At 52.7% G+C, this 13463-nt stretch carries 13 protein-coding genes and 1 tRNA gene; 6 read left to right on the top strand and 8 right to left on the bottom strand.

Annotated features, from left to right (window positions below; genetic code table 11):
• Positions 1–168 precede the first annotated feature (168 nt).
• Positions 169–933 (top strand): NADPH-dependent ferric chelate reductase NfeF, encoded by a 765-nt coding sequence (gene nfeF / locus EQY_RS0116000; RefSeq protein WP_001065874.1) that lies wholly within the window; start codon positions 169–171, stop codon positions 931–933.
• 49 nt (positions 934–982) lie between these two features.
• Here the strand turns inward: nfeF and EQY_RS0115995 are convergent.
• Positions 983–1058, bottom strand: a tRNA-Ile gene (locus tag EQY_RS0115995).
• A 125-nt stretch (positions 1059–1183) separates the two neighbouring features.
• On the opposite strand from EQY_RS0115995, the gene mug reads away from it, so the two are divergent.
• Positions 1184–1690, top strand: a complete 507-nt coding sequence (gene mug / locus EQY_RS0115990) for a G/U mismatch-specific DNA glycosylase (RefSeq protein WP_000227303.1) — start codon at positions 1184–1186, stop codon at positions 1688–1690.
• 78 nt (positions 1691–1768) lie between these two features.
• Here the strand turns inward: mug and rpoD are convergent, their stop codons facing one another.
• The 3 genes from rpoD to rpsU all read right to left on the bottom strand — a co-directional run bounded on the left by rpoD (position 1769) and on the right by rpsU (position 5876).
• Positions 1769–3610: an RNA polymerase sigma factor RpoD gene (rpoD, locus tag EQY_RS0115985; RefSeq protein WP_000437367.1), complete on the bottom strand. Its 1842-nt coding sequence runs from the start codon at positions 3608–3610 to the stop codon at positions 1769–1771.
• Positions 3611–3804: 194 nt separating this feature from the next.
• The gene (gene dnaG / locus EQY_RS0115980; RefSeq protein WP_000918843.1) at positions 3805–5550 is read right to left on the bottom strand and encodes a DNA primase; all 1746 of its coding nucleotides are present in this window, start codon (positions 5548–5550) and stop codon (positions 3805–3807) included.
• Positions 5551–5660: 110 nt separating this feature from the next.
• Complete coding sequence (gene rpsU / locus EQY_RS0115975) at positions 5661–5876, bottom strand: 30S ribosomal protein S21 (protein WP_001144069.1); 216 nt, start codon at positions 5874–5876, stop codon at positions 5661–5663.
• 237 nt (positions 5877–6113) lie between these two features.
• Here rpsU and tsaD point away from each other — a divergent pair, with 237 nt between their 5' ends.
• A complete protein-coding gene (tsaD, locus tag EQY_RS0115970) occupies positions 6114–7127 on the top strand; it encodes a tRNA (adenosine(37)-N6)-threonylcarbamoyltransferase complex transferase subunit TsaD (RefSeq protein ID WP_001264365.1) in 1014 nt (337 codons plus the stop codon).
• A gap of 42 nt (positions 7128–7169) precedes the next feature.
• On the opposite strand, the gene ttdT is transcribed toward tsaD, so the two are convergent.
• Genes ttdT through ttdA form a run of 3 tightly spaced genes read right to left on the bottom strand, consistent with a single transcriptional unit; the run spans position 7170 to position 10195 of the window.
• Positions 7170–8633, bottom strand: coding sequence for an L-tartrate/succinate antiporter (ttdT, locus tag EQY_RS0115965; RefSeq protein WP_000804982.1), 1464 nt, complete (start codon positions 8631–8633; stop codon positions 7170–7172).
• Between the two features lie 48 nt (positions 8634–8681).
• Entirely contained in the window at positions 8682–9287 is a 606-nt protein-coding gene (gene ttdB / locus EQY_RS0115960) for a L(+)-tartrate dehydratase subunit beta (protein WP_000722957.1), read from the bottom strand.
• Positions 9284–10195, bottom strand: coding sequence for a L(+)-tartrate dehydratase subunit alpha (gene ttdA / locus EQY_RS0115955; protein WP_000986818.1), 912 nt, complete (start codon positions 10193–10195; stop codon positions 9284–9286). Before ttdA ends, ttdB begins: the two co-directional genes overlap by 4 nt.
• Before the next feature lie 206 nt (positions 10196–10401).
• On the opposite strand from ttdA, the gene ttdR reads away from it, so the two are divergent.
• Entirely contained in the window at positions 10402–11334 is a 933-nt protein-coding gene (gene ttdR / locus EQY_RS0115950; RefSeq protein WP_000935221.1) for an L-tartrate utilization transcriptional activator TtdR, read from the top strand.
• Between the two features lie 12 nt (positions 11335–11346).
• Here ttdR and plsY read toward each other — a convergent pair whose 3' ends face one another.
• Positions 11347–11964, bottom strand: coding sequence for a glycerol-3-phosphate 1-O-acyltransferase PlsY (gene plsY, locus EQY_RS0115945; RefSeq protein ID WP_001272794.1), 618 nt, complete (start codon positions 11962–11964; stop codon positions 11347–11349).
• A 104-nt stretch (positions 11965–12068) separates the two neighbouring features.
• Here plsY and folB point away from each other — a divergent pair, with 104 nt between their 5' ends.
• Positions 12069–12437 (top strand): bifunctional dihydroneopterin aldolase/7,8-dihydroneopterin epimerase, encoded by a 369-nt coding sequence (folB, locus tag EQY_RS0115940; protein ID WP_010347879.1) that lies wholly within the window; start codon positions 12069–12071, stop codon positions 12435–12437.
• A 90-nt stretch (positions 12438–12527) separates the two neighbouring features.
• Positions 12528–13349: an undecaprenyl-diphosphate phosphatase gene (gene bacA / locus EQY_RS0115935; protein ID WP_001305111.1), complete on the top strand. Its 822-nt coding sequence runs from the start codon at positions 12528–12530 to the stop codon at positions 13347–13349.
• Positions 13350–13463: the final 114 nt, after the last annotated feature.

The raw sequence follows: 13463 nt of genomic DNA, 5'->3' as shown, positions 1-13463 counted from the left end.
GATAAGGCGTTCACGCCGCATCCGGCAGCCTTGCTACGGTGCTGAATGACTTCACATACTTCAGATATATCAGTACTACAAATTGCTTGCATTTATCATGATTAACAATCATTATCATTTGCGAATTTTATTTAGATATATCTGATTACCATCACGAAGGCGATAACAATGAATAACTCTCCCCGCTCCCCACAGCGCGTTCGCAATGATCTGCGCTTCCGTGAACTGACCGTGTTACGCGTTGAGCGCATCAGCGCCGGTTTTCAGCGCATTGTCCTCGGCGGCGAGGCGTTGGACGGTTTTACGTCGCGCGGCTTTGACGATCACAGCAAACTCTTCTTTCCTCAACCTGACGCTCACTTTGTACCGCCAACGGTAACAGAAGAGGGTATCGTCTGGCCGGAAGGGCCACGCCCGCCGTCGCGCGACTATACGCCACTGTATGATGAGCAGCGCCATGAACTGGCGATCGATTTTTTTATTCATGACGGCGGTGTCGCCAGCGGCTGGGCGATGCAGGCGCAACCGGGCGATAAACTCACAGTAGCCGGACCGCGTGGTTCGCTGGTGGTGCCGGAAGATTACGCGTATCAGCTGTATGTCTGTGATGAATCCGGAATGCCCGCACTGCGCCGCCGCCTGGAAACGTTGAGCAAACTTGCCGTTAAACCGCAAGTTACCGCGCTGGTCAGCGTGCGGGATAACGCCTGTCAGGATTATCTCGCGCACCTTGACGGTTTTAACATCGAGTGGCTGGCGCATGATGAGCAGGCGGTGGACGCGCGTCTGGCGCAGCTGGAAATTCCTGCCGATGATTATTTCATCTGGATAACCGGCGAAGGCAAAGTGGTTAAGAATTTAAGCCGCCGCTTTGAAGCAGAACAATATGACCCACAGCGGGTACGTGCAGCAGCTTACTGGCACGCAAAGTAATTGATATATGAAAAAAGGCTGACGATTTCTCGTCAGCCTTTGCGGTATCTGGTGGCCCCTGCTGGACTTGAACCAGCGACCAAGCGATTATGAGTCGCCTGCTCTAACCACTGAGCTAAGGGGCCATGGTAGCGGATTATAAAGTAACTCCGCGCCGCGATCCAGCCATTAGCGCGCGGCTGCTGTTTTTATAAACAACGTGTTTTCAATTCGTTATACTTCCTGCGGGTTGTGTTGTTCAGGAGTTAATATGGTTGACGATATTCTTGCGCCAGGATTGCGTGTGGTGTTTTGTGGCATCAATCCGGGCCTTTCTTCCGCAGAGTCTGGCTTTCCGTTTGCCCATCCGGCAAATCGCTTCTGGAAGGTGATTTATCAGGCCGGATTTACCGACCGTCAGTTGAAGCCACAGGAAGCGCAGCATCTGCTGGATTATCGTTGCGGTGTTACCAAACTGGTAGATCGTCCAACGGTGCAAGCCAATGAAGTTTCAAAGCAGGAGCTGCACGCAGGCGGGCGCAAGCTGATTGAAAAAATTGAAGATTATCAGCCGCAAGCGTTGGCGATTCTGGGCAAACAAGCATATGAACAGGGATTCAGCCAGCGCGGTGCACAGTGGGGGAAGCAAACGCTCACCATTGGTTCGACGCAGATTTGGGTGCTGCCAAATCCCAGCGGTTTAAGTCGCGTTTCACTGGAGAAACTGGTTGAAGCGTATCGCGAGCTGGACCAGGCGCTGGTCGTGCGTGGGCGATAAAAAACGCCACCGAAAAGGTGGCGTTTGTGCAGAGGGACTAGTGCCGGGTGCGGCGTAACGCCTGATCCGGCCTACCGATTAATCGTCCAGGAAGCTACGCAACACTTCAGAACGGCTCGGGTGACGCAGTTTGCGCAGCGCCTTCGCTTCGATCTGACGGATACGTTCGCGGGTAACGTCGAACTGTTTACCCACTTCTTCCAGCGTGTGGTCGGTGTTCATATCGATACCGAAACGCATACGCAGAACTTTCGCTTCACGCGCGGTCAGCCCAGCCAGCACGTCGTGCGTTGCCGCACGCAGGCTTTCGGTGGTCGCAGAATCCAGCGGCAGTTCGAGGGTGGTATCCTCGATGAAATCCCCCAGATGCGAATCTTCATCATCACCGATCGGCGTTTCCATGGAGATTGGCTCTTTGGCGATCTTCAGCACTTTGCGGATTTTGTCTTCCGGCATCAGCATACGTTCAGCCAGTTCTTCCGGCGTCGGTTCACGACCCATTTCTTGCAGCATCTGGCGAGAAATACGGTTGAGCTTGTTGATAGTCTCAATCATATGCACCGGAATACGGATGGTGCGCGCCTGATCTGCGATAGAGCGGGTGATCGCCTGACGGATCCACCAGGTTGCGTAGGTGGAGAACTTGTAACCACGACGGTATTCGAATTTATCAACCGCTTTCATCAGACCGATGTTGCCTTCCTGAATCAGATCGAGGAACTGCAAGCCACGGTTGGTGTATTTCTTAGCGATAGAAATAACCAGACGTAAGTTCGCTTCAACCATCTCTTTCTTCGCACGGCGGGCTTTCGCTTCACCGATGGACATGCGACGGTTAATGTCTTTAACCTGCTCAATGGTCAGGCCGGTTTCTTCTTCAATCTGCTGCAGTTTCTGCAGGGCGCGATGCACTTCTTCAGAGACATCGTGCAGTTTTTCCGACCACGGCTTGTTCATCGCAATTGCCGCGTTGAACCAGGTATCGCTGGTTTCGTTGCCGGTAAACAGGGTGATGAAGTTTTTCTTCGGCATTTTGCACTGCTCAACGCAGAGCTTCATGATCAGACGCTCTTGTGTACGAACGCGATCCATCATGACGCGCATACTGTTGACCAGGTAGTCAAACTGCTTCGGCACCAGGCGGAACTGTTTGAATACTTCAGACAGTTTCAGGATCTCTTCCTGAGCGGCAGCGTGGCTGCGGCCTTTCGCTTTGATGGTGTCACGCGTTACAACGTACTGAGCGCGCAGTTCAGCAAATTTTTCGCGAGCCAGCTCCGGGTCGATGCTGTTGTCATCGTCGGCACTGTCGTCGTCGGCATCTTCTTCGTCTTCATCTTCGTCATCGTCCAGATCTTCCTGGGAAAGCTCAGAACCGACGTGAGTGGCGGTTGGTGCCAGATCTTCTTCTGCGTTCGGGTCAACAAAGCCAGTGATCAGATCTGACAGACGCGCTTCTTCTGCTTCAACACGATCATACTGTTCCAGCAGATAGGTGATCGCTTCCGGATATTCAGCAACGGAGCATTGAACCTGGTTGATCCCGTCTTCGATGCGTTTAGCGATGTCAATTTCGCCTTCGCGGGTCAACAGTTCAACGGTGCCCATTTCACGCATGTACATGCGTACCGGGTCAGTCGTGCGCCCGATTTCAGATTCCACGCTGGAAAGCACCTGCGCGGCGGCTTCGGCAGCATCTTCGTCTGCTGTGTTTTCAGCCAGCATCAGGTCATCGGCATCCGGCGCTTCTTCCATCACCTGAATGCCCATGTCATTGATCATTTGGATGATGTCTTCGATCTGATCGGAATCGACGATATCTTCCGGCAGATGGTCATTGACCTCGGCATAGGTCAGATAGCCTTGCTCCTTACCACGGGTGACAAGAAGTTTCAGCTGTGACTGCGGGTTTTGCTCCATAAGACGGTATCCACACTTATTTCATGAGGTTGGTGTTGGGCGATTGACCGGATATCATTCAGACGTTAATACTGAAATCCAACGGTTATTTACCGCCAACGATAATTACGAGGGCGTACTTATATCATTGCCGCTGCCTCTCAGTGCGGCTGTCGGGGGCTTCCCGATCGCTATTCGGCACTTAAGCCGTTAAATCACTTTTTCGCCAGTTCCTGGTTTAATGTCCAGAGTTCCAGGCGTTCTTCATTACTTAAACCATGGGTGCGCTCACGAGCGATTAACTCTTCCTGGCGCAGTTCAAGCAACGAATCAAACATATGGTTGAGTGAGTCGGTGAAGGTTTGCTCAGCAATATTCTTATCTGCTATATCGTCCCACATCGACAGTTTTTCAAGGGTGGCAGCATTATTTGTACCACGATAGTGCTCTAAAAGTTGCCCGGTGGTCAGACCTGGCTGAGAGAGACAAGTGTTGACCAGTTCTCTGAATAAGCCAAGTCCAGGAAGCTTATTTTGATCCAGATTCTCAAGCGGCGGGACTAACGTCGCTAATTCTGGATTTTGCACCAGCAACCCTATAAGTATACGCATGGTCGTGCGTTTTAGCTGCGGAACAGGACGAGAAACGCCGTTCTCTGCTGCTTTCGGCATTAATCGTTCAAGCTGGCTGTCATCAAGTATGCCTAACTTGTTGCCTAATTCCTGACGAAGATAGATGCGCAGCGTTTCTCCTGGCACCTGAGAAATCAGTGGCAGCGCCAGCGTACTTAAACGTGCGCGCCCGTCAGGGGTACTCAGGTCAACCTGCGGCATCAGGCTGTTAAACAGAAACGCGGAGAGCGGCATTGCCTGCTCCATTCGCGCTTCAAACGCCTCTTTACCCTCTTTGCGCACCAGTGTGTCTGGGTCTTCGCCATCGGGTAAAAACATAAAGCGTAACTGACGGCCGTCTGTCATATAAGGCAGCGCAGTTTCCAGCGCCCGCCAGGCGGCATCGCGACCTGCACGGTCGCCGTCATAACAGCAAATGACATTGTTGGTCGCGCGGAACAATAACTGAATGTGATCGGCAGTGGTTGACGTACCCAGCGATGCAACGGCGTAATTAATACCGTATTGCGCCAGAGCCACCACGTCCATATAGCCTTCGACCACCAACAGACGCTGGGGTTCAGCGTTATCCTGCTGCGCTTCATAAAGACCGTAAAGCTGGCGGCCTTTATGGAAAATATCAGTTTCCGGTGAGTTCAGGTATTTGGGGGTATCGTTGCCCAGCACGCGCCCGCCAAAACCAATCACCCGACCGCGTTTATCGCGAATGGGGAACATCACCCGTTCGCGGAAACGGTCGTAACTGCGACCCTGATCGTTAGTGACCAACATCCCCGCATCAATCAATGACTGGCGATTTTCTGGATTGCCGCCAAACCGTTTCAGGACGTTGTCCCAGCCGGGGGGCGCAAAACCAATCGCAAAGCGGGCGATGACCTCGTGGCTTAATCCGCGTTTTTCCAGATACTGGCGCGCAGATGTGGCAACAGGTTGTTGTAAAGATTGTTGGTAAAACGTATTCAGACCGTCCATCAACTGATAAAGCGTTTGCCGTTGATGGCGCTCTATCTGGCTGGGGCCGCTGCCTGCTTCAAATGGCACTTCAAGATTGTGCATTGCTGCCAACTCTTCGACCGTTTCGACGAACTCAAGCTTGTCGTAGTTCATCAGAAAGTCGATCGCGTTGCCGTGCGCGCCACATCCAAAGCAGTGGTAAAACTGTTTCTCACCGTTGACGGTGAATGACGGGGTTTTCTCGTTGTGGAATGGACAACACGCGTGAAAATTCTTGCCCTGCTTTTTCAGCTTCACACGGGCGTCGATCAGATCGACGATGTCAGTGCGTGCCAGCAGATCATTAATGAATACGCGTGGGATTCGTCCAGCCATAGGCCCCGATTTTTAGCAATTCATAAACGAAAATAAGCCGCGCATTCCTTTCGGAAGCACGGCCTTACAACTACAACTCGGTCTGATCGGAGAGCAACGCTCTCAGGGAATTAGTACAGACGAGTACGGCGTGCGTTTTCGCGAGCCAGTTTCTTCGCGTGACGTTTCACTGCAGAAGCTTTAGCGCGCTTACGTTCGGTAGTCGGTTTTTCATAGAACTCACGACGACGAACTTCCGCCAGAACACCTGCTTTTTCGCAGGAACGCTTGAAGCGACGCAGAGCTACGTCGAACGGCTCGTTTTCACGTACTTTAATTACCGGCATGTGCCTCTCACCTTTGATTAATTCGGTTTGCCGCTGGCATCAACGCCAGCTTATTTCAAAATGGTGCGGAATTTTACTGCAATTGCTGCTGCTTTGTAAAGCACCGCGACCTCTTTTGAAAGGGACTTTTATAAGGGGGAGGAGTATACACGAGGCTTTCTCCAGGGGCGAACAAAGTTTTACATCAACCCGCATTGGTCCTACACTGCGCGGTAATAAAGCGAGGTAAAACAAGTCATGCGTGTACTGGGTATTGAAACTTCCTGCGATGAAACCGGCATCGCCATTTACGACGATGAAAAAGGTTTGTTAGCCAACCAATTGTATAGTCAGGTGAAATTACACGCTGACTACGGCGGCGTGGTGCCTGAGCTGGCCTCCCGCGATCACGTGCGTAAAACCGTACCGTTGATCCAGGCGGCGCTGAAAGAGTCTGGTTTGACGGCAAAAGATATTGATGCCGTGGCCTATACCGCAGGCCCAGGATTAGTCGGCGCGCTGCTGGTTGGTGCGACCGTGGGACGTTCTCTGGCGTTTGCCTGGAACGTTCCGGCGATTCCGGTGCACCATATGGAAGGGCATCTGTTAGCACCGATGCTGGAAGATAACCCGCCGGAATTTCCGTTTGTCGCATTGCTGGTTTCCGGCGGTCATACGCAGTTAATCAGCGTTACCGGCATTGGTCAGTATGAGCTGCTCGGCGAGTCCATTGATGATGCCGCTGGTGAAGCGTTTGATAAAACCGCGAAGCTGCTGGGGCTGGATTATCCAGGCGGGCCGCTGCTGTCGAAAATGGCGGCTCAGGGTACAGCCGGGCGCTTTGTCTTCCCGCGTCCGATGACCGACCGTCCGGGGCTGGATTTCAGCTTTTCTGGTCTGAAAACCTTCGCCGCGAACACGATTCGTGATAACGGCACCGACGACCAGACGCGTGCTGATATCGCCCGCGCTTTTGAAGATGCGGTGGTCGATACGCTGATGATTAAGTGTAAGCGTGCGCTGGATCAGACGGGCTTTAAGCGACTGGTAATGGCAGGCGGCGTGAGTGCTAACCGCACGCTGCGGGCGAAACTGGCGGAAATGATGAAAAAGCGTCGCGGCGAAGTGTTCTACGCGCGTCCGGAATTTTGTACTGATAACGGCGCGATGATCGCCTATGCCGGAATGGTGCGGTTTAAAGCAGGCGCGACGGCGGATCTCGGCGTTAGCGTGCGTCCGCGCTGGCCGCTGGCGGAGTTACCGGCTGCGTAAAACTCTCGGGTGCCGGAGAGCAATTTCCGGCACCGTCCTCACTTAAAGCAACACCACGGGCATCCACAGTAAGCCGGTAATCACCAGCAACACGAGGAATATCAGCCCAAAAATCGCCCCCAGTCGCCAGTAATCCACCGTTGGCAGATAACCACTACCGTAGTAAATCGGACTGGGCCCGGTGGCGTATGGCGTAAGAATGCTCCCCAGACCAATCGCCGCGCCAACCATCAGGCAGAACACCGGCAGCGAGATTTCCGGCATCGCCAGCGCAGCGGCAATCATCATCGGCGCGAGAGCGGAGGTATACGCCGTGGCGCTGGCAAAAAAGTAGCGCAGCAGATAAAACACCACAATCAACGCCATCATCACCATCGTCGGCGAATAACCACTTAAGCTGCCTGCTAACAGTTTGCCAAACCAGCTAATAAAACCGGTGTTGTTGAGTCCGGTGGCGAGGGTGATTAGCGAGGCCAGCCAGAAGAAAACGTTCCACGCTGCTTTATTACTGACAATATCGTCCCAGCTGATAATACGCAGAAGCAGCATCAGTGCCACCACGCTGTAACCGACCATCGCAGCATCGATATAATCACCGCCGAAAATCCACAGCACCAGCGCGCCTACCATCAGCCCCAGCATCCGTTTTTCACGCGAACAGAGTGGCTCCATCGCTTGCAGTTCCGTCTCTGCCCAACGCGGCACCTGATCACCAGACTTCAGTACCGGTGGGTATAGCACGTAAGCCAGCCAGGGAACCAGCAGAACCAGTAAAATACTGAGCGGCAACATCCCGAGGAACCAGTCGCCCCAACTCAGCGTGGCGTGAGATGCGCTTTTCATCAGTCCAATTAGCAGCAAGTTAGGTGCCATCGCCGTCAGGAAAATGGCGCTGGTCACACAATCGGCAACAATCCCCATCCACATGATGTAGGAGCCAATGCTGCGCGAACTGCTGTCGTTCGGCTGTGATTGATAGAGCGGCGGCAGGTTACGGATGATGGGATAGATAATCCCCGCACCGCGCGCTGAGTTGGAAGGTGTTACAGGTGCGAGGATCAGCTCGGAGAACATCACCGCATAGCCGAGAAACAGTGTGCGATGCCCCATCTTTTTCACCAGAATCAGCGCGATGCGACGTCCAAGTCCGGTTTTTTCATAGCCAGTGCCAAACATAAAGGCGGCGAAAATCAGCCAGATAACCGAATTAGAAAAACCGGAAACCGCCCAGGAGAGGGATTTAGCGGTGAATTTAAAGCCTGGCTGGGCGAGCTGTTCGGGGCTAAACAGCAGCCAGGGCGAGAGAATGGCGATGATGGAGATACCCACCATCGCCACCACGGCACCCGGCACCGGTTCGAGGATCAGCCCAACGATCACGCCGGTAAAAACAGCAAAGTAGTGCCAGGTATGACTCTCCAGCCCCGCAGGAACCGGAAGTAGAGCAATAATGGCGATGACCGCCAGCGGTGCGAGATATCGCCACCATTCAGTGGAAGGTTTCATCGTGTTATGCCTGCGAAAAAGGAGAGGGGGCGAACCTCTCCGTGAGGGTTATTTGATGTAGTGGACGTGCTCGCAGATCTCTTCCACGATGGGATCGCGGCGTTCGGCGAACAGCTTTTTGTTTTCGGCTATCAGGTTGTTGCCGTGGGTATCAATAGAGACAATCAGCGGCCCAAACTCTTTAACCCGGCAGACCCACAACGACTCCGGCATTCCGAGTTCTGTCCAGTGCACCTCTTCAATCTCTTCCACCTGGGTTGCCGCCAGTACTGCGCAGCCTGCCGGGAAAATCACATGCAGCGCCTTGAATTTCTGGCAACCTTCTTCAGTCAGCGGCCCCATTCCGCCTTTGCCGACCACCAGTTTCACGCCGGTCTGTTCGATAAATTCACGTTCAAAACTTTCCATCCGCATACTGGTTGTTGGGCCGACGGATACCATCTCCCATTTGTCGCCATTTTTGCGCACGATGGGGCCAGCGTGGAAAATCGCTTTGCCGTTGAGATCGTAAGGGATCGGACGTTTCAGTTCGATCAGGCGGCGGTGACAAACGTCGCGGCAAGTCACCAGCGTACCGGTCAGGTAGATCACATCGCCGACGCGAATATCTTGCAGATCTTCAGCTTTGATCGGGGTTGTCAGGATCTTTTTCATAACGCGCTCCGGGTGTGAGAAAGGTTTTCAAAGGAGAGATCGGCATGAACCAGCAGCGTACCGCGACGATGCGCCCAGCAGCCGGTAGAGACAGCGACGCCGATGGTAGACGGATGGCGAGCGGCAGATTCGATATGCACGCCCATCACTGAACTGTTGCCAGTCAGCCCTTGTGGACCAATCCCCAGACGGTTGAGTCCTTCCTCCAGGCGTAGCTCCAGCTCTGCCGCTTTCGGATTGGGATGGCGGCTGCCAATCGGGCGCAAAATGGCTTTACGTGAGAGCACGGCGGCGGTTTCCACCGAGGTGGCGATGCCTACACCTACCAGTACCGGTGGACAGGCGTTTACGGCGAGGGTGGAGATATTTTCGAAGACGAATTTCACCACGCCTTCGTAGCCTTCCGATGGCATTAACACTTTTGAGCGGCCAGGTAGCGTGCAGCCGCCGCCAGCCATGTAAACTTCGATTTCCGCGTCGTCACCGTCGGGGACGATATCCCAGGTAACCCACGGTACGCCGCTACCGGTATTTTTGCCGGTGTTCACTTCGTCAAAAATTTCCACCGCGTTGTGGCGCAGTGGCGCTTTGACGGTCGCCTCTTCCACGGCTTGCTTAAGAATGCTTTGCAGTTCGCCAAGCAGCGGGAAACGGGAACCGACCTTAACAAAAAACATGATTTCGCCGGTGTCCTGACAGGCCGGGCGATTCAGGTCGATCGCTTTTTGCATGTTATCGAACATAGTGTGGTAGATGATTTTCCCCATCGACGACGTTTCGGCGTCCCGAAGCTGTTTTAGTTTATCCACTACGTCATCAGGCATTCGGGTAGAAATCATGGCGGTAAAGTTAGCGACAATCTCTGTCAACTTATTCACTGCCTGTTGCTTATTACTTTCGCTCATCATGGCAACTCCAGTTTCTATATTTGTCTGGAAAAATTTACCGTCACAAACTACCACTAAAAATGTGGTTTTATATTTTTTGCCACCGTGAATATGTAATTAACAGTTCGTGAATCAACACGAAAATAAGAATGAATATTGCGCCAGAGCAGGGAATGGAAATGTTTTGCGAAATACACTGAGCCAGTCAAAATTGCGGATAGTTAACGATGCTGAATAGCTGGCCTTTAGCCAAAGACTTGCAGGTACTGGTAGAAATCGTCCATAGCGGCAGTTTTAGTGCCGCAGCGGCGACGCTTGGGCAGACGCCCGCATTTGTCACCAAACGAATCCAAATCCTTGAAAACACGCTGGCAACGACGCTACTTAACCGCTCCGCTCGCGGCGTGGCACTGACTGAAAGTGGCCAACGTTGTTACGAACATGCGCTGGAAATCCTCACCCAATATCAGCGACTGGTCGATGACGTCACGCAAATCAAAACGCGCCCGGAGGGGATGATTCGTATTGGCTGTAGTTTTGGTTTTGGGCGCAGTTATATTGCACCAGCCATTACCGAACTGATGCGCAATTACCCTGAGTTACAGGTGCATTTTGAATTGTTCGATCGGCAAATTGATTTAGTGCAGGATAATATTGATCTGGATATTCGTATTAATGATGAAATCCCTGATTATTATATTGCGCATCTTTTGACAAAAAATAAAAGAATATTATGCGCAGCACCTGAGTACCTGCAAAAATATTCCCAGCCACAATCCTTACAGGAATTAAGTCGTCATGACTGTCTGGTGACCAAAGAGCGCGATATGACCCACGGAATATGGGAGTTGGGGAACGGTCAGGAGAAAAAATCGGTGAAGGTAAGCGGGCATCTTTCCTCCAACAGCGGTGAGATAGTGCTGCAATGGGCACTGGAAGGTAAAGGGATTATGCTGCGTTCCGAATGGGATGTGCTGCCGTTTCTGGAGAGTGGCAAACTGGTGCGAGTATTGCCGGAATATGCACAAAGCGCCAATATCTGGGCTGTCTATCGGGAGCCACTCTATCGCAGTATGAAGTTGCGCGTCTGCGTAGAGTTTCTGGCGGCGTGGTGCCAGCAACGGCTGGGCAAGCCCGCCGAAGGCTATCAGGTTTTGTAAACCTGCCAGAAATCACTGCGGATCTTTTTCGCGCTTTCTTTTAAATTTCGTCCAGATTTTTGTCTCCTGGCGACGCCACAGACGCTGGATGTTGTCATGATGACGCAGCAGGATCAGGCAAGAGAGCATAGAAACCGGAAAGGTGAATTGTGGCTTAAACCACCAGACATAAAACGGAGCAATCAGTGCGCTGACAATCGCTCCCAGCGACGAATAACCGCTGAGTAAAATGGTTAACAGCCAGGTTCCCGCCATCACACCCGTTAAATCCCAGCCAATTGGTGCGATTGCGCCAAAAGCGGTGGCAACGCCTTTTCCCCCTTTAAAACCGAAGAAAACCGGCCAGATGTGTCCAAGACAGGCGGCGATGGCAATTAAGCCTAGCCAGAAGGGGCTGACACCTAATTCATACGCGCCCCAGACGGGTAACATTCCTTTCAGAACGTCGAAAATCAGCACTGCTACGGCTGCTCCCTTGCCACCGATACGTAACACATTGGTGGCGCCGGGATTGCCGGAGCCGCTGGTTCGCGGATCGGGCAGCCCACACAAGCGGCAAACCAGAATGGCACTGGAAATGGAGCCGCAGAGGTACGCGATGAGGATCATTCCAGGCGCGATTGCACTCATAAGCTGTTCCGTTTTGAAAATTCGTGTTCAACGATGAATCTGTGGATAATACGCACATTTCGCCGGAAGTGGTATCCGGTTAGCCAAAAAGCAGGCAGGACGTGATGGATATTGTATTTATAGAGCAACTTTCGGTAATCACCACTATTGGTGTTTACGACTGGGAACAGACCATCGAACAGAAGTTGGTGTTCGATATCGAAATGGCGTGGGATAACCGTAAAGCGGCGAAAAGCGATGATGTGGCGGATTGTCTCAGCTACGCTGACATTGCCGAAACGGTGGTCAGCCACGTCGAGGGCGCGCGTTTTGCACTGGTGGAACGCGTGGCGGAAGAGGTGGCGGAGCTGCTGTTGACTCGCTTTAACTCGCCGTGGGTGCGTATCAAACTCAGCAAGCCAGGCGCAGTGGCGCGTGCGGCGAATGTTGGCGTCATCATTGAGCGTGGCAATAATCTGAAAGAAAATAATTAATTTTACAGCTGTTAAACCAAACGGTTATAACCTGGTCATACTGCAGTAGTTCGGACAAGCGGTACATTTTTATAATTTAGGGGTTTATTGATGAGCGATATGCACTCGCTGCTGATAGCGGCAATATTGGGTGTGGTCGAAGGATTGACAGAATTTCTGCCGGTATCCAGCACGGGCCATATGATTATTGTCGGTCATTTGTTGGGATTTGAGGGCGACACGGCGAAAACCTTTGAAGTCGTGATCCAGTTAGGATCAATTCTGGCGGTAGTAGTGATGTTCTGGCGGCGTCTGTTTGGCCTGATTGGCATTCACTTTGGGCGTCCGTTGCAGCACGAAGGAGAAAGCAAAGGTCGGTTAACGCTGATCCACATTTTGCTGGGGATGATCCCGGCGGTGGTACTGGGGCTATTGTTCCACGATACGATTAAGTCGTTGTTTAACCCGATAAATGTGATGTATGCGCTGGTTGTTGGCGGTCTGTTGCTGATTGCCGCTGAATGCCTGAAGCCGAAAGAGCCGCGTGCGCCGGGTCTGGATGATATGACGTATCGTCAGGCGTTTATGATTGGCTGTTTCCAGTGTCTGGCGCTGTGGCCGGGTTTCTCCCGTTCCGGGGCGACCATTTCAGGTGGGATGCTGATGGGGGTGAGCCGTTACGCTGCTTCCGAGTTCTCGTTCCTGCTGGCGGTGCCGATGATGATGGGCGCAACGGCGCTCGATCTCTACAAAAGCTGGGGCTTCCTGACAACCGGCGATATCCCGATGTTTGCCGTTGGGTTTATCACCGCTTTTGTGGTGGCGCTGATAGCGATTAAAACCTTCCTGCAATTGATTAAGCGCATTTCGTTTATCCCGTTCGCCATTTATCGCTTTATTGTGGCGGCTGCGGTGTACGTTGTGTTCTTTTGATTGAGAAAAGGTTCGGGAGCAGGCCTGGTTTTCTCCCTCGCTCTGTAGGGAGAAGGCCGGGGTGAGGGTGATTGTTCGCACCGGTGCTGGTCTGTTCCCCTCACCCTAACCCTC

The sequence above is a fragment of the Escherichia sp. TW14182 genome (assembly GCF_000208525.1).
Lineage (GTDB): Bacteria > Pseudomonadota > Gammaproteobacteria > Enterobacterales > Enterobacteriaceae > Escherichia > Escherichia ruysiae.
The sequence above is the reverse complement of the archived record's forward strand: the minus strand, read 5'-3'. Positions and strand labels throughout refer to the sequence as shown.

Bases quoted from the DNA above. Each gene is read 5' to 3' on its own strand.
- rpoD (WP_000437367.1), bottom strand. From the start codon at position 3,610: ATGGAGCAAAACCCGCAGTCACAGCTGAAACTTCTTGTCACCCGTGGT.
- mug (WP_000227303.1), top strand. From the start codon at position 1,184: ATGGTTGACGATATTCTTGCGCCAGGATTGCGTGTGGTGTTTTGTGGC.
- ttdT (WP_000804982.1), bottom strand. From the start codon at position 8,633: ATGAAACCTTCCACTGAATGGTGGCGATATCTCGCACCGCTGGCGGTC.
- bacA (WP_001305111.1), top strand. From the start codon at position 12,528: ATGAGCGATATGCACTCGCTGCTGATAGCGGCAATATTGGGTGTGGTC.
- ttdR (WP_000935221.1), top strand. From the start codon at position 10,402: ATGCTGAATAGCTGGCCTTTAGCCAAAGACTTGCAGGTACTGGTAGAA.
- plsY (WP_001272794.1), bottom strand. From the start codon at position 11,964: ATGAGTGCAATCGCGCCTGGAATGATCCTCATCGCGTACCTCTGCGGC.
- tsaD (WP_001264365.1), top strand. From the start codon at position 6,114: ATGCGTGTACTGGGTATTGAAACTTCCTGCGATGAAACCGGCATCGCC.
- dnaG (WP_000918843.1), bottom strand. From the start codon at position 5,550: ATGGCTGGACGAATCCCACGCGTATTCATTAATGATCTGCTGGCACGC.
- ttdB (WP_000722957.1), bottom strand. From the start codon at position 9,287: ATGAAAAAGATCCTGACAACCCCGATCAAAGCTGAAGATCTGCAAGAT.
- folB (WP_010347879.1), top strand. From the start codon at position 12,069: ATGGATATTGTATTTATAGAGCAACTTTCGGTAATCACCACTATTGGT.
- nfeF (WP_001065874.1), top strand. From the start codon at position 169: ATGAATAACTCTCCCCGCTCCCCACAGCGCGTTCGCAATGATCTGCGC.
- rpsU (WP_001144069.1), bottom strand. From the start codon at position 5,876: ATGCCGGTAATTAAAGTACGTGAAAACGAGCCGTTCGACGTAGCTCTG.
- ttdA (WP_000986818.1), bottom strand. From the start codon at position 10,195: ATGATGAGCGAAAGTAATAAGCAACAGGCAGTGAATAAGTTGACAGAG.